General features: G+C 39.6%; 14 protein-coding genes and 1 pseudogene. 11 read left to right on the top strand and 4 right to left on the bottom strand.

The window, feature by feature from the left end; translation table 11 throughout:
* Positions 1-750, bottom strand: a complete 750-nt coding sequence (locus H5181_RS16750; protein WP_059744357.1) for an electron transfer flavoprotein subunit beta/FixA family protein — start codon at positions 748-750, stop codon at positions 1-3.
* Positions 751-1185: 435 nt separating this feature from the next.
* Here H5181_RS16750 and H5181_RS16745 point away from each other — a divergent pair, with 435 nt between their 5' ends.
* From H5181_RS16745 to H5181_RS16725, 5 genes are all read left to right on the top strand, one after another.
* Positions 1186-1596 carry an H-NS family nucleoid-associated regulatory protein gene (locus H5181_RS16745; RefSeq protein ID WP_101086534.1) on the top strand — a complete coding sequence of 137 codons (411 nt, stop codon included), beginning with the start codon at positions 1186-1188 and terminating at the stop codon, positions 1594-1596.
* Positions 1597-1758: 162 nt separating this feature from the next.
* Positions 1759-2154: an Rcs stress response system protein RcsF gene (gene rcsF, locus H5181_RS16740; protein ID WP_182751566.1), complete on the top strand. Its 396-nt coding sequence runs from the start codon at positions 1759-1761 to the stop codon at positions 2152-2154.
* A 153-nt stretch (positions 2155-2307) separates the two neighbouring features.
* Positions 2308-3057 (top strand): tRNA (N6-threonylcarbamoyladenosine(37)-N6)-methyltransferase TrmO, encoded by a 750-nt coding sequence (tsaA, locus tag H5181_RS16735; RefSeq protein WP_041413643.1) that lies wholly within the window; start codon positions 2308-2310, stop codon positions 3055-3057.
* Between the two features lie 4 nt (positions 3058-3061).
* The gene (locus tag H5181_RS16730) at positions 3062-3676 is read left to right on the top strand and encodes a DapH/DapD/GlmU-related protein (protein ID WP_011638201.1); all 615 of its coding nucleotides are present in this window, start codon (positions 3062-3064) and stop codon (positions 3674-3676) included.
* 114 nt (positions 3677-3790) lie between these two features.
* On the top strand, positions 3791-5506 hold the full coding sequence (locus tag H5181_RS16725; protein ID WP_182751565.1) for a proline--tRNA ligase: 1716 nt from the start codon (positions 3791-3793) through the stop codon (positions 5504-5506).
* Positions 5507-5570: 64 nt separating this feature from the next.
* Here H5181_RS16725 and H5181_RS16720 read toward each other — a convergent pair whose 3' ends face one another.
* Positions 5571-6935, bottom strand: a complete 1365-nt coding sequence (locus H5181_RS16720; protein ID WP_182751564.1) for a sensor histidine kinase — start codon at positions 6933-6935, stop codon at positions 5571-5573.
* 10 nt (positions 6936-6945) lie between these two features.
* On the bottom strand, positions 6946-8508 hold the full coding sequence (locus H5181_RS16715; RefSeq protein ID WP_011638204.1) for a response regulator: 1563 nt from the start codon (positions 8506-8508) through the stop codon (positions 6946-6948).
* Positions 8509-8864: 356 nt separating this feature from the next.
* Between H5181_RS16715 and H5181_RS16710 the strand changes: the two genes are divergently transcribed.
* The 5 genes and pseudogenes from H5181_RS16710 to H5181_RS16690 all read left to right on the top strand — a co-directional run bounded on the left by H5181_RS16710 (position 8865) and on the right by H5181_RS16690 (position 12362).
* Positions 8865-9998, top strand: coding sequence for a patatin-like phospholipase family protein (locus H5181_RS16710; RefSeq protein WP_011638205.1), 1134 nt, complete (start codon positions 8865-8867; stop codon positions 9996-9998).
* 275 nt (positions 9999-10273) lie between these two features.
* Complete coding sequence (locus tag H5181_RS16705; RefSeq protein ID WP_011638206.1) at positions 10274-10705, top strand: copper resistance protein NlpE; 432 nt, start codon at positions 10274-10276, stop codon at positions 10703-10705.
* A 73-nt stretch (positions 10706-10778) separates the two neighbouring features.
* Positions 10779-10985, top strand: a pseudogene (locus H5181_RS16700) (sugar phosphate nucleotidyltransferase); the annotation flags it as partial.
* A gap of 158 nt (positions 10986-11143) precedes the next feature.
* Positions 11144-12046: a dTDP-4-dehydrorhamnose reductase gene (rfbD, locus tag H5181_RS16695; protein WP_182751563.1), complete on the top strand. Its 903-nt coding sequence runs from the start codon at positions 11144-11146 to the stop codon at positions 12044-12046.
* Positions 12047-12200: 154 nt separating this feature from the next.
* Complete coding sequence (locus tag H5181_RS16690) at positions 12201-12362, top strand: hypothetical protein (RefSeq protein ID WP_041413129.1); 162 nt, start codon at positions 12201-12203, stop codon at positions 12360-12362.
* A 154-nt stretch (positions 12363-12516) separates the two neighbouring features.
* Here the strand turns inward: H5181_RS16690 and H5181_RS16685 are convergent, their stop codons facing one another.
* Positions 12517-13914 carry a magnesium transporter gene (locus H5181_RS16685; protein WP_011638212.1) on the bottom strand — a complete coding sequence of 466 codons (1398 nt, stop codon included), beginning with the start codon at positions 13912-13914 and terminating at the stop codon, positions 12517-12519.
* Positions 13915-14064: 150 nt separating this feature from the next.
* Here H5181_RS16685 and H5181_RS16680 point away from each other — a divergent pair, with 150 nt between their 5' ends.
* Positions 14065-14550 carry a glutathione peroxidase gene (locus tag H5181_RS16680; RefSeq protein ID WP_182751562.1) on the top strand — a complete coding sequence of 162 codons (486 nt, stop codon included), beginning with the start codon at positions 14065-14067 and terminating at the stop codon, positions 14548-14550.
* Positions 14551-15438 lie beyond the last annotated feature (888 nt).

Raw genomic sequence — 15438 nt, 5'->3', positions numbered from 1 at the left:
TTAGATCACCTTCGCTTCATTTTTTAACTTATCAACTAACTCTTCAACAGAAGACACCATGATGCCCGCTTTACGCTCAACAGGAGGTGTGACGCTAAGTACTGTTTGATGCGCTCTTAAGCTCACACCAAGATCAGCCACAGCCATAATCTCTAATGGCTTGCGTTTAGCTTTCATAATATTAGGTAATGAAGCATAACGAGGTTCGTTCAAACGTAAGTCTACCGTCACAATCGCAGGCAAAGGCATTTTCAGCGTTTGTAATCCACCATCAATTTCACGAGTAACCGTAATCATGTCACCATCAATTTTGACTTCTGATGCAAATGTCGCTTGTGGCATATCAGTTAATGCTGCGAGCATTTGACCCGTTTGATTATTGTCGCCGTCAATTGACTGCTTACCAAAAATAACAAGTTGTGCTTGCTCTTTTTCTTGCACTGCCTTTAACAGCTTAGCAATAGAAAGGGGCACTAACTCTTCATCGGTCTCAATATGAATCGCTCGGTCGGCACCTAGTGCCATTGCGGTTCTTAATTGTTCTTGCACCGCTTTAGGGCCAACACTTACCACTACAACTTCAGTGGCAATGCCAGCTTCTTTGAGGCGAACAGCTTCTTCTACCGCTATTTCGCAAAATGGGTTTAACGCCATTTTAAGGTTGGTCGTATCAACATTTGTGTTATCAGCTTTTACCCTGACTTTCACATTGGCATCAACTACGCGTTTAACAGGCACCAATACTTTCATAGGTTTTCCTTACTACACCTTCAATGTATATGGACAACACACTGGCGTTCGCCAATGCAAGATGGGTTAACTTTACGTCCTGTTAACGTTAACGTCAATCAAAGTCAAACGACTGTTTACATATTTTTTGTTATTGTGGTGGCAATCAAACTAAACAAGTAGTGGATCATTAATTACTTAATGGGAATGCTTAATTAAAATTAATTGCATAATTAGATGATTTTATTTGATTCAATGCCAAATAGTTTCTATTATTACAGCTATATTCAGTATTGATTAAGCTGTATTAGTAATAATCAGAGAATTAATCTGACTTATATTAATAATAACGACCCAAATAAACAATATGAAGTACTGAAACTTACACGGAACGTTGATACTTTTTATCTCTTATAACTTTTATTTTATAAATAAATCATTAGGAAACTATACAACATGAGTGACTTTTTAGACATATTAACCCACGGCCGTCGTTTTAAAGCTGCAGTAAAAGAATTGTCTCTTGATGATTTACGTGAAACAGCGGCGAAATTAGAAAAAATCATTACCGAACGTCAAGAAGAAGAGAAATTAGAACTTGAAGCTAATGCTGAACGTAACGCTCGTATTGCTGAAATTCTTGCTCAAATTGAAAACAGTGGCTTATCAATTGAAGATTTAGGTGATGTGACCTCTTCTGTTAAAACAGCTAAACCTAAACGTGCACCGCGCCCACCAAAATATCAAATCACTGTTGATGGTGAATTAATTCAATGGACTGGCCAAGGTCGTATGCCTACCGTATTCAAACAACAAGTTGATAGCGGCAAAAATATGAGCGAATTCTTAATTCCTGGTATGGAATAATTATTCTGATTAAGGGTTAACCACACCGTTATCCTTTAAAATAAAAAAGAGCTTACTTCGGTAAGCTCTTTTTTTTATAGCATTTGAGCGCTTTATCATCGGCAAGAGAAAAGGTAAACTAACCGTCGTTGATCCATTCCCCATTAGTAGAAGGCTACGGCTATGACTTTTCCTCTTAAATATGCATTTATTGCCTCAGGTATAGCACTATTATTGAGCGCTTGTGCGAGTGATTATACGTTCAAAAGTAATTTAGACAGTAAAGCGATCAATGATTATTTTAAAGTCGGTGATGTAACGTTATATGAAGGTAGTGATCAACCTAAAGGAACCTTTGAAACTTTAGGTTTAGTTGAAGGCGAAACCTGCCAAGAAACCAAACAAGATGCACCACCACAAATGGCCGTAGCACGAACCAATGCCAGAAGAGCTGCTGCAGATATGGGCGCAAATGGTTTTGTGGTTAAAAGCTGTTTTATGATTACTGAAGCAGACAATAGTTGTTTTAGCCGTGCACTTTGTGTCGGTCAAGCCATTAAAACTCCTACAGAAAAATAACAACTCAATATAATATATTGACTGCCCATAAAATGATGAGTGCTCATATAACACTCATCAACATTTTCTATATTTGATTTATAACTCCCTTTGTTTGCTTAATTCAGGTATCGCATGACACAAAGCAACGATCGACACAGTCAAACAGATCTAATGAATCATAAATCTAGCGTTCCGTTTAGCAGCCAATTAAATGCTGTTGCAATATGCAGAACACCTTACAAACAAAAGTTTGGTATTCCTCGTCAGCCAGGTTTAGTCAATGCGGTAGGTTATATAGAGTTTGAACCTGCGTTTAATCACATTGATGCCGTTAGAGGAATAGAGCAATATTCACACTTATGGTTATTATTCTGTTTCCATGAAAATCTGGCTCAAGGTTGGAAAACCACCGTTCGCCCTCCCCGTTTAGGCGGCAATGAAAAATTAGGTGTCTTTGCAACTCGTTCAACATTTCGGCCAAATGGAATCGGTCAGTCCGTTGTTAAATTGCACGGAGTGGTTAATCGTAAAGGTAAAGTGTGCTTAGTAATATCTGGAATGGATTTATTAGACGGCACGCCGATTGTCGATATCAAACCTTATATTCCGTTCTCAGATGTTATTATTGATGCACAGGGTGGTATTGCCCAAGATGCACCGATATTAATTCCACTTACTTATACACCGTTAGCGACAGAGCAAATAGATCACTACAGCCAACAAGAGCAGTACCAAGATTTAGCCGCGCTTATTGAAGGGGTATTGTCGCAAGATCCTCGTCCTGCATACAAAAAAGCCAAAAACGATCCCAAACTTTATCAAGTGGCATTATACGACTTAGATATCTTTTGGCATATCACAGCTCAAGGTATTGAAGTGTTAGAACTCAAGCCGACAAAAGTTGAACTGTTAAAGGATTAAATTAATGGCAGACATAGATTATCAAGCACAACATAAGAAACGCTTATCATGGATGCCATGGCTGTATTTTTCACTTAAACCAAAGCATTTATCATGGGCAAAACCTTGGCAAGATGACATTCAACAACGGTTATGTCAGCTTGAAACCATTCATATAGGTGAACAGTGTTTTATTGCCCCACAAGCTCAGCTTTTTGCCGAACCGGGTCGTGATATCTCTATAGGTAACCAATGCATGATTGCCGCTGATGTGTTTATGCATGGTCCAATCACCCTAGGCAATGAAGTGGCCATTAACCATGGCTGTAGTATAGACGGGGGCCGAAATGGTATCAAAATTGGCAACCAAACTCGTATTGCTAACAACGTCACGATTTATGCCTTTAACCATGGTATGTCACCCAGCGAACCCATTTATAAACAACCCGCGACATCAAAAGGTGTAGTGATAGGCCAAGATGTATGGATTGGCGCTCAGGCGGGCATTGTTGACGGTGTCACCATTGGAGATTGTGCGGTGATTGGCATGGGCTGCATTGTCACAAAAGATGTACCCAATTTTGCTATTGTTGCTGGTAATCCAGCCCGAGTTATTGGCGACCGACGCGATAAAAAATAGCCAGCTACCATTTAAGTATCACAAAGCCATCTTTTGAGTCGAATTAGCAGGTGACATCATTGATTCAGGTGCTAAAATGATGCTAATTCATAGCAACTATTTTGGACATCGGGAATGCGAGTTAGCAAGTACCTGCTTTCAACACAAAAAGAAACCCCTGCTAATGCAGAGGTGATTAGTCATCAGTTAATGTTACGTGCCGGTATGATCCGTCGTAATGCTTCAGGTCTCTACACTTGGCTTCCGTCAGGTTTACGTGTTTTACGTAAAGTTGAAGCCATTGTTCGTGAAGAAATGAACAAAACAGGTGCTATAGAGATATTAATGCCGTTAGTCCAGCCTGCAGATCTATGGGTTGAAACGGGTCGTTGGGATAAGTTTGGTCCTGAGTTATTACGTTTCCAAGACCGTAATAATCGTGACTTCGTATTGGGGCCAACCCATGAAGAAGTGATCACCGATTTAGTCCGTAAAGAATTAAGTTCTTACAAGCAACTACCGCTAACACTTTACCAAGTACAAACTAAGTTCCGTGATGAAGTACGCCCTCGCTTCGGCGTAATGCGCGCGCGCGAATTCTTGATGAAAGATGCCTATTCTTTCCATTTAGATCAAGAAACCATGGATAACACTTACCACGCTATGCATACCGCATACAGCAATATTCTGACTCGTATGGGCTTATCATTCCGTCCAGTACTGGCTGATACTGGTTCTATCGGTGGTAGCATGTCGCATGAATTCCATGTGCTGGCTAACAGTGGTGAAGATTTAATCGCTTATTCAACGGGTAGCGATTATGCCGCTAACATTGAAAAAGCCGAATCACCAATGCCAACCGACACTCTTGCCACGCCGACTGAGGCGATGACGTTAGTGGATACGCCTAACGCCAAAACGATTGCTGAGTTAGTTGAGCAATTTAATGTAGTCATCACTAAAACGGTTAAAACCTTAATCGTAAAAGGTGCTACTGACGAAGTGCCATTAGTTGCATTAGTTATCCGTGGCGATCACGAACTTAACGAAATTAAAGCCGACAAGCTTGAATTAGTCGCGTCACCATTTGAATTTGCTTCAGAAGCAGAAATTCGTGCTGCAGTTGGAGCAGGTCCTGGTTCTATAGGACCTGTTGGCTTAACAATGCCAATTATTGTTGATCATAGTGTCACTGTGATGAGCGATTTTGCCGCGGGTGCTAACGCTGAAAATAAGCATTATTTTGGTATTAACTGGGACCGCGACTTGCCGCTTGCGACTGCTGCAGATATCCGTAATGTGGTCGAAGGTGAACCAACGCCTGATGGCTTAGGTACGTATGCCATGGCTCGTGGTATTGAAGTCGGCCATATCTTCCAGTTGGGAACAAGTTATTCTAAATCAATGAATGCCACCGTGTTAGACGAAAACGGTAAAGCCCAAGTGCTATTGATGGGTTGTTACGGCGTTGGCGTGAGTCGTATTGTGGCTGCTGCTATTGAGCAAAACAACGATGATCGTGGCATTACCTGGCCTGAAGCTATTGCACCGTTTACTGTAGGCATTTTGCCAATGAATATGCATAAGTCACATCGTGTAGCTGACATTGCCGAAAAACTTTACCAAGACCTGGCTGATGCTGGTGTTGAAGTATTGATGGATGATCGTAAAGAGCGTCCTGGGGTTATGTTTGCCGACATGGAGCTCATTGGCTTGCCGCATGTTGTCGTGATTGGCGATCGCAATATTGATGCAGGTGTATTTGAATATAAAAACCGTCGCACGGGTGAGAAACAAGACATTCCATTCGATGAGATTGTGGCATTTTTAACCAATGCAGCAAAAGGTTAGTTATTAACGATTTAACATGTTAAAAACGCACCTTTTGGTGCGTTTTTTGTAGCTTAAAATACTTTTATTCGATATTTTTGATATAAATATCGACTTCAAGACCTTGATTCAAATCCGAAATAATCTCAAGCCTACCACCTAATTTCTGCGTCACTAGATTATACACAATGGACATGCCTAACCCTGTGCCACCAATATTGCGTGCAGTAGTAAAAAAAGGTTCAAATATTCTCCGCTTTACTTCAGGGCTCAAACCTTTGCCATTATCTTTGTAAAACATCTTTATTTCATCACCACAGTAATTTGCGCCTAATATAATTCGCTTCTGTCCTACATAATCAGCAGGAAATGCATGCCGAAAACAATTGGACACCAAATTAGTAAAGATTTGTGCAATAGCACCAGGATAAGATTCAACAACCAAGTCTGGTTCTAATTGAATATCAAGCTCGATACCTTGCTTACGGGTTAATGGCCTAAGAGGGGAAGATATTTGCTCCAAATATTCAGTTAAATTAACCTGCTCTTTTTCTAAAATAAGCTGGTCAGCTGCTGTGCGTTTAAAGTTATGAACTAACTCTGCGGCACGCGATAAATTACGTTCAATTAAATGTAATCCGTCAGTGAGTGTATGGATAAACTCTTCAAAGTCTTGTTGTTCTAATTCACCCGCGGCGAATAAGGCTTTGAGTTTAGTTAACTCATCGATACAGTGACTGGTTGATGTCACCGAAATACCTAATGGAGTATTCACTTCATGTGCAACACCAGCAACAAGATTACCTAAGGCGGCAAGCTTTTCGCTCTCTATTAAACTGGCTTGTGTCGCTTGTAAGTTATTTATCGCATTTTTTAACTCCGCAGTTCGCTTTTCAACTTCAGCTTCTAAGGCAACATTATTCAATTCAAGTTCATTTTGATAAGCTTTGACCTTTTTCGCATTGACAGCCCTACCATACAAATCAGCCAAAGAGCTCACAAATGATTGCTCATCACGGCTCCAATGCCTAATGCCCCCCTTATGCTCGCAACAGACAATTCCGATCATTTTACCAGCATGTCTTATTGGGCTGTCTAACATGGCTGTGATTGCATTGGGACGCAAATAAATATCTTTAAACTCACAGGTCGCAGGATCTGTCATCGCATCACTGGCAGCAATTGTTCTTTCTGTATCTAGGGCGCGAAAATACCCCGGAAATTCTAAGCGAGTTAGCGTGATATTATTTTGCTTAGTTTGATTATCAACTAATAAAAAACAACCGATTGATTGGTTATCTTCGGTTAACAGCCATATACCCGCCCTATCGATGTCAAGTCCGCGACAAACTGAATCGATAATCAATTTTGAAGCCGAATCTAAGTCGCCGGTATCAATCAATTCAGACTGGCTGACAGCCAGTAATACTTGTTCTAAATTCTGATTCATAATCGTTTGCTTAATGTGTGCTTTGTGCAGGTTCATCTGGCATTTGCTGCTGTATCTCAACAAACTTATCAAGCAAGATTAAACTGGCATCACACATCAAAGGATCAAATTGCTTACCTGACTGCTCAATTAAATAATCTCTTACTTTTTCAGCTGACCAGGCGTCTTTATAACTGCGTTTTGACAAAAGTGCATCAATCACATCGACAATAGCCATAATGCGACCTTCAATAGGTATAGCATCAGCAACTAACCCTCGAGGATAGCCATTACCGTCCCATCGTTCATGGTGTGTATAGGCAATACGAGCGCCCATTTTGGCTATGATACGATTTGATGCCGCAAGTAAGTTGTAGCCTTTTTCTGCATGGGTTTTCATTATCTCCCACTCGCTATCGGTCAACTTACCGGGTTTATGTAAAATGCTTTCAGGAATACCTATTTTACCCACATCATGCAAAGGGGCGGCATAGCGCATGGTTTCAACAAAATCATCGTTCATACCAATATAGTTAGCCAGCATTTCACTCATCACCGCCACACGCCTTACATGAGCACCGGTTTCTTTACTGCGCTGCTCAATCGCATCACCAATAATTAAGATCAGTTCGCGTTGTGTTTGTTGGACGTTTTCTTTGCTTGAAAGGTTTTCAAAGGTCAGACTGACGTTAGCGGCAAATAATTCAAGGATCCTGACTTGCAACGGTGTTAATGCGCTGTCGTGTTGGAGGTATAAAATACTGGTTACATCTTGGCCAAATTTATAAAAGCCTACATAAATATTATCGTGAACTATCGACTTCTCTAAACTAATGGCTTCAATAATATACTCTTTTACTTCACCCGGAAGTGATTGGACATTTTCTATTTCAGAGTAACTGACCATATTGCCAGTCGCTGCTAATAGGTTCATATGAGTATCTTGGTAGAGATCTTTACGAAAACTGGTTAAATAGAGCGCTGAACTATTTAAATTAAGTAATTGCAATGTTTGCTCAAGAACGGCACTGCCAAAATTATGAAGAGTATGGCTTAATAGCACTGAAGAAGAAGCTTGGATGACTTTCTCCATCCCAAGCTGACTTTGTTCAATGGTTTTAATATCACGGTATGAACGCAAGGAAGCATAAACACACGATTTAAGTTTGGTAGCGGTTAATTCAGTTTTTGCTTTGTAGTCATTGATATCAAACTCTCTGATCACCCTTTCTTCAGGAGCACAGCCCGGCTGGCCAGTGCGAAGAATAATCCTTGTACTGTGATTATTTAACTCACCTCGAATACGTTCAATTAAGTCGAGCCCCGCGTGATCGTTTTCCATCACAACATCGATAAATGCAAGCGCGATATCAGGCTCATCACGTAGTAAAATGAATCCTTCTTCAGCGCTAAAACTTGAATAAAAAGCGAGTTTTCTCCCTTCTAACTCAAAATGACTCAATGCGAACTTAGTCACATCATGTATGCCTGGTTCATCATCAATGATGGCAATCTTCCAAGGAGAAAGTTGCTTTGCTTTATTTACTGTATCGTTATCAACCGATACTGCTGATGTTGTCTTAAACAGAGCCACATGCCATCCTTAAAATTGGATTATCAACCGAGTGCTAATTAACAAAAAATTAACACGCAACCATCGAAACATCAAAAATGTATGATGTGCTCATTCCTGATCCACATCATTTAAGTAAATATAACATACGAGAAAAAAACCAGTTTAGATCTTATTATCTATCTCGATTTACTTTGTACAGGGGCGATCATATCCATGTTCTACTGTTCATTTTTAAGAGGTTTACGCCTAGAATAAATAGAATATTGATAAAGTATAGACAATAAATAACATAGTCGACTTATTGGTAGCTGGTGTATAACACAAAAAGAATTCATACTAGAATCAAGCATGCTTAACAGATTAAAGGATCGAGATTGCCAGTATCAACAGCATTAGTACTAGGAGGTGGTGGGGCCAGAGCTGCATATCAAATTGGCGTATTAAAAGCGCTAGTGCAGTTTTACCCGCGCAATCATAATGTCCCATTTGATATTATTTGTGGTACATCTGCTGGTGCCATTAATGCAATATCGATAGCAACCCATGCATCTTGCTTCCATTTAGCCATAAAAAAACTGGATTGGGTGTGGCGTCATTTTGAAACCCATAAAGTCTATCGCACGTCTATCCCTCAAGTGTTGAGACATTTGGGACGAATGGCTATCAAAGGTCTTCAAGATGACAAAGTCAATACTGATGCAGGTAGCCTGCTGGATAATCAACCCTTACGAGAGTTGCTGAATAATCTTATCGATTTTAAAAGAATTGATCGTAATATTGGCAATGATGCACTCAAAGCTATCAGTATCGACTCCTCATGCTACAACAATTCACGTTCATATACTTTCTATCAAGGTAACGAACACATTGATGATTGGCAACGTGCTAGACGAGTCGGTATTCGCAGTTTATTAAATACTGAGCACTTACTTGCAAGCTCAGCTATTCCGATGGTATTCCCATCAATTAAACTTAATCAAGCCTATTATGGTGATGGGTCTGTCCATCAATTATCACCACTATCAAGCCCAATCCACCTTGGCGCTAATAAAATATTTGTGATTAATTTAGACAGCCCACACAAACACTTTCCCATCGAGTTTGAATATCACCCTAAAACAGCAACAATCGCCGGACATTTATTAGATACCATTTTTTCGGATACATTGAACAGCGATTTAGAGCGTCTGCAACGGGTCAACAACACCTTATCAATGATATCCCCACAAGACCGTGAAACCTTGAACTTACGCCATATCGATACTTTAGTGATGAAACCAAGTCAAGATTTAAGCCGAATTGCGGAACGGTTTTATGATGACATGCCTTTTGCAATCAAAACTTTATTGAAATTATTTGGTATTAATAGACAGTCTGACTCAAGTATTGTGTCGTACTTATTATTCGAAAAAAGCTATACCACCACCTTGATTGATTTAGGCTATCAAGATGCAATGGATAGAATTGATGAAATAAAACAATTTTTCGATATACAGACTAAAGTTTAACCATTAGGACTTAAAATCTATGATATACCTATATATTAACATCGGAAATTAACATCGGGATCAATAGGTAATAAAAGCGCAAGAGCGCTTTGCTTATCTATACTAAAATCATCATCGTCATACAAGTTTAACTTGAGTCAAATAGACATGCTTTACATAGTCACTTCCATAAAAGTGGATATTATTTTAAATTGTTAATCATTAACTTGAGACACAGAACATCAAAACTGCCGAGCGTTACATGCGCGACAATTTTGTATCTAAAAGGATTTTAGATGAAAAATTTATGGATAATGATCGCATTAATAATCGTCGGTTGCGGCCAACAAGACATCTCGACTATAGATACCACTTCAAGTAGTAAAACAACTTTGCAATGGCAAGGTGTATATCATGGTGTATTCCCTTGTCCGAGTTGTGATGGGATGGATACCACTCTTGAACTAACCCAACCGAACCAATATACCATCCACACAATTCGTTTAGGCACTGATCCCAATCCTTATCGTGGTAGTGGAACATTCAAATGGGATCAAAGCGGTAATATTATCATTTTAGATCGTGGGCATATTTATCAAGTCTATTCCGATCATTTATATTTGTTAGATGTAAAATTTAGGCGAATTAAAGGCCCAGACGCAGATCGATACAGGGTCGATAAAATCGAAGGACTAGGCCAGCAAATATCCCCCCCCAACGCTGAATAACATCAATAACAAACCTGCTTAATTGATCTTAGCTGTGCTAAAATTATTTTATTGGTCACTTAAAGAAAGTTTGATGAGAAAAGGCATTTTATTAGCTGGAGGTTCAGGCACTCGGCTATACCCTATCACCCAAGTGGTTTGTAAACAGCTATTACCCATTTACGATAAACCGATGGTCGATAATCCTTTCTATACTCTTATGCAAGCTGCTATTACTGATATTTCGCACATTTTTTCCTCTTCTAATTTAGCTCTTTTCAAAGCACTTTTACGCTATGGTTTTTCCTCACTCATTCAACATATTACTGATAGACCAGGACACGATCGCCGCTATGCTATTGATGCGAGTAAATTGACTACTACATTGCATTGGACACCAAAACATAACTTCTCGAATGGTTTACGCCAAACCGTTCAGTGGTATTTGGCTCACTATCAATGAGAATATTAACGTTTGGTCAAACAGGTCAACTCGCCAGAGCCTTAAAACGTGCTCAGCCCAAATCTGCAGAACTAATCCAACTCAGCCATCAACAAGTTGATATTACTCAGCCACAACTCATTGATGAAGCGTTAGCTTTTTATCGGCCCGATATCATCATCAACTGCGCGGCTTATACTGATGTAGAAAAAGCACAAATAAACCCAGTCGCAGCAATGCAAATCAATGCATTGGCCGTTGAGTATATGGCAAAAGCAGCCAGTAATTATGGAATCAAACTAATTCAATTGTCGACTGATTATGTATTCGATGGTCGCTCATCAACACCTTATTCTGTGACACAAAAACCATCAGCCATTAATGCTTATGGGCAGTCAAAATTACTCGCCGAAGAGACATTATTGAGCTATCAATCTGCTCTATTTTGTATTGTGCGAACTTCTTGGCTTTACCATCACAGCGGCAATAATTTTGTTACCACTATGCTAAAGTTAATGACGCAGTCACATAATCAACAAACGATAGGATCAAGCGCAGACAACCCCATCAAAGTTGTTAACGACCAAACGGGCAGCCCGACAATGGTTGACGATTTTGCACGTTTTCTGTGGAAACTGTGTTCACAAAAACAATGGTCAGCGATTTACCATTGGAGTAATGCAGGTAAGTGTACTTGGTATGAGTTTGCTCAAGAGATCAAAACACAAGGAATAGCGTTAGGCTTATTACCTCAGTCAATTTATTTACAACCTATTACATCAGAACAATATGCTTCTCTCGTTAATAGACCCGCTTTCAGTGTGTTAGACACCCGCTTATCACACACACTCGTCATACCAAAACCTTGGCAACAACAATTAGCTCAATGCCTTAATGAGCTGGTGCTGAGTAAAGTTTGATTGTTTACAGTAAAAAATGAATTGTCATATCAGTGTCATCTTTACGTGCAATAATTTTTACCATCAAGGATGAAATATTTCGCTTTAGCTTGTCATTAACTTTAGGTAAAAAGAGGCTGTACCAACAGAGGTACAGTTATCTGGAATGTTGAAAATGTCACACTCATTTGAATTTGATGAAGATGATGCGCCATGGGGCGATAACATCAAGGGAAAACCAAAATCGAAAAAAGTAAAGCAACGCCGCCGTGATACTAAGCGCCGTTACTTTGACGATAATGCTGAAATGGAGTTCGCGCCTGCTAAGTGGAAATAATTTAACAGGATTTTCTCATCAAGTTTAAAAAGCAAGTTGCCTGCAACTTGCTTTTTTGTTGAAATAAAAATGGCCTTGACGAACTCAAGACCATTTAAATAAAACTTTGGACGATGCTAAATCAGTCGTTTACGATGTAACAAGTATTGCCACTTTACAGATAAAATATGGTGGCTAATCCCAAGAAAGTAAAAAAGCCTACAACGTCGGTTACGGTGGTCAAAATAACCGAACCAGATAACGCCGCATCTTGATTAAAGCGCTGTAAGATCATCGGCACCATCACACCAGCAATAGCAGCAACAGCCATATTCACTAAAATAGCACAGGCAATAACTACGCCCATTATCGTATCGTTAAACCACCATCCGGCAATAATACCGATGACAATTGACCACAACATACCATTTAGCGCACCGATACCGAGTTCGTTTTTCATCAACGACATCACGTTACCAGCAGAAATCTGACCCATTGCCATACCGCGGATCATTAACGTTAACGACTGGCTACCTGCAATGCCCCCCATTGAAGCCACAATTGGCATCAATACCGCTAACGCGACGACTTGCGACAATACATTTTCGAATAATCCGATGGTAGCAGATGCTAAAAATGCTGTGAGTAAGTTAATCCCTAGCCACACGGCACGACGCTTTGCTCCCACCACAATTGGGGCGAATAAATCGTCGTGTTCATCCATACCAGCAGTTGCCATTAATTGTGCTTCGTAATGTTCACGCACTAATGCTGTAGCTGTTCGCAGTGTCATTCGGCCAATTAATATACCGTCTTCATCGACAACCGGTAATTCAAGTTCGCGGCTATGTTCAATGGCTTCGGCAGCTTCGATCAAAGATGAATCAGCAGATATTACTCGGCTGTCATCCCATTTTAACACCTGCAATTGAGTATCAAGATCTGCAGTTCTGAAAACGTCATAACGACGCACTGTACCTAAATATTTATCGTTTTGATCGACTAAAAAAAGATGGTCATTACAATCTAAGTCAATACGACGAAAAAAGCGTTGTCCTTGTGCTACGGTAGATGTAAGACTTAATGCCAACATCTGGTGATCAGCATAACGACCGATTTCATTTTCAGAATATTGGTCATATAGTTCGAAATGCTTACGCTGACGTTCACCCATCTGTGCTAATGCACGATCGGTAATGTTGTCAGGTAATGAATCACTCCATTCAATAAGGTCTTCAGGACTTAATTGAGAAAAGAGTAAGTCTAATTCCTCATCAGGCATTTTCTTAACAATGCCTAAACGAGGATCGGCGCGCATTAAGTTTAGAACGTCTACACGCTCTTCAACATCGACTTGCTGCCAACGTTCATAACGTTCATCAAGCGGTAACGATTCTAATAATAAAGCAATTGTGCCTGGTTCTGCTTCAGTCAAGATTTCACTGAACACTTCGGCCTGTTCATCACCTTCGGCTTCAGTTAACAAATGTACCACGTGACTGACATCAGCCTGTGGTTGTGAACTGGTGTCGATTTCATCTTCAGAACTAAGTTCGTTCTTTAATTCACTCATCAGCCCGCCCTTAATTCTTGATAGTAAAATATGCGCAACTATATTGAAATTGGTATTGATAAGCAAACAGATAAATTAGGTTGCCAACAACTTAATTGCCAGCTAAGCACTTTCCCATTATAGTTTACCTTTCATATAAAGGAGCATCACATGACCGCAGCAATTTACCCTATTTCCGTAAAAGACATTCAAGGCAATGATGTTGTTATGGAGAATTTTAAAGATAACGTTTTGCTTATTGTTAATACTGCAAGTAAATGTGGCTTCACTCCACAATACAAAGCACTTGAAGCACTATATCAACAGTATAAAGACCGCGGTTTAGTTATTTTAGGTTTTCCTTGTAATCAATTCGGCAAACAAGAACAAGGTAATGAAGATGAGATCAGTCAATTTTGCGAACTAAACTTTGGCGTGACATTCCCATTATTTAGTAAAATTGAAGTCAATGGCAGTAACAGCCATCCGTTATATCAACATCTTAAAAAGTCTGCCAAAGGCCTTTTAGGTAGTGAGTCGATAAAATGGAACTTCACTAAGTTTTTAGTCGATAAACAAGGAAACGTGATTGAACGATATGCACCAACCACAAAACCAGAAGATCTCAACGCTGTCATTGAAAAACTGCTTGGATAACCATAACGTCAATAGCGTAGTTGAGTACCGAGAATCAATGAAAGTGGGTTTGGGTAATTGATGTCATGTTAATCACCCAGCTTTTTACCCACAGCTTAGTACGAGACGATATTCATCAATAGCAGTACGTAAACGACATAAATTCATTACAAAAGTGCACGTTTTAAGTCACTGATAAATAATCAGTATAAAATTAATATCCATATTTTGATAAAAATATACATTTATATTGAACTTTTAAACCATTAGGTACTCAAACTTAATAACAGTGATATTCACTTTTGTTCATCTTCTCCCTGGGACTTCTAGCGCGGTCCCCTTGATCGCTAAGTCGATCGATAGGCAATCATTTGATTGCCTTTTTTTATGTCTGTTGATTGCACAACTCAACTAAAATGAGTTGCATGATCTAGCTGAGGTCTAGCCTAGTGATGTGTTTTCTATGTAGAGAACTCAACATGGGATAATTACCGACTATCACACAGAGATTTTCCTACTAACTTGAGTGTATTGGCTTGCACTCAACACGCTAGTAATGTGTTAATGCGCCCTACTAGCGTAAATTGATAAGTAGCATAAATAGATAAGTAGCAAAAATAGGCAAGTTTGATATTACCAACATGAAATAAAACCATTCTCATCAATTTACCTCAGCTGTTATCAAGAGTTGGAGCTGACTAGCACTGCGCATATTTATCACCTCACCTAAACAAGTGATACCGTTTAACTGACAGTAAGTAAGCTAATGAGTTTCGCTAAGTCGATTTCGATATTGAGAGCCCGAAATCTTTCTGTAAAACCAGTACTTAGGATCTCGAAACAACAGATGTGATGTCATGATTAACATCATTCACATCATTCACATCATTCACATCATTCACATAGCAC

Source organism: Shewanella sp. SG44-2 (assembly GCF_014164215.1).
GTDB lineage: Bacteria > Pseudomonadota > Gammaproteobacteria > Enterobacterales > Shewanellaceae > Shewanella > Shewanella frigidimarina.
This window is presented reverse-complemented; position numbering and strand designations above follow the sequence as displayed.

Coding starts and splice junctions, on each gene's coding strand:
- H5181_RS16720 (WP_182751564.1), bottom strand. CDS start 6,935: ATGAATCAGAATTTAGAACAAGTATTACTGGCTGTCAGCCAGTCTGAA.
- rcsF (WP_182751566.1), top strand. CDS start 1,759: ATGACTTTTCCTCTTAAATATGCATTTATTGCCTCAGGTATAGCACTA.
- H5181_RS16690 (WP_041413129.1), top strand. CDS start 12,201: ATGTCACACTCATTTGAATTTGATGAAGATGATGCGCCATGGGGCGAT.
- tsaA (WP_041413643.1), top strand. CDS start 2,308: ATGAATCATAAATCTAGCGTTCCGTTTAGCAGCCAATTAAATGCTGTT.
- H5181_RS16685 (WP_011638212.1), bottom strand. CDS start 13,914: ATGAGTGAATTAAAGAACGAACTTAGTTCTGAAGATGAAATCGACACC.
- H5181_RS16730 (WP_011638201.1), top strand. CDS start 3,062: ATGGCAGACATAGATTATCAAGCACAACATAAGAAACGCTTATCATGG.
- H5181_RS16705 (WP_011638206.1), top strand. CDS start 10,274: ATGAAAAATTTATGGATAATGATCGCATTAATAATCGTCGGTTGCGGC.
- rfbD (WP_182751563.1), top strand. CDS start 11,144: ATGAGAATATTAACGTTTGGTCAAACAGGTCAACTCGCCAGAGCCTTA.
- H5181_RS16680 (WP_182751562.1), top strand. CDS start 14,065: ATGACCGCAGCAATTTACCCTATTTCCGTAAAAGACATTCAAGGCAAT.
- H5181_RS16725 (WP_182751565.1), top strand. CDS start 3,791: ATGCGAGTTAGCAAGTACCTGCTTTCAACACAAAAAGAAACCCCTGCT.
- H5181_RS16745 (WP_101086534.1), top strand. CDS start 1,186: ATGAGTGACTTTTTAGACATATTAACCCACGGCCGTCGTTTTAAAGCT.
- H5181_RS16750 (WP_059744357.1), bottom strand. CDS start 750: ATGAAAGTATTGGTGCCTGTTAAACGCGTAGTTGATGCCAATGTGAAA.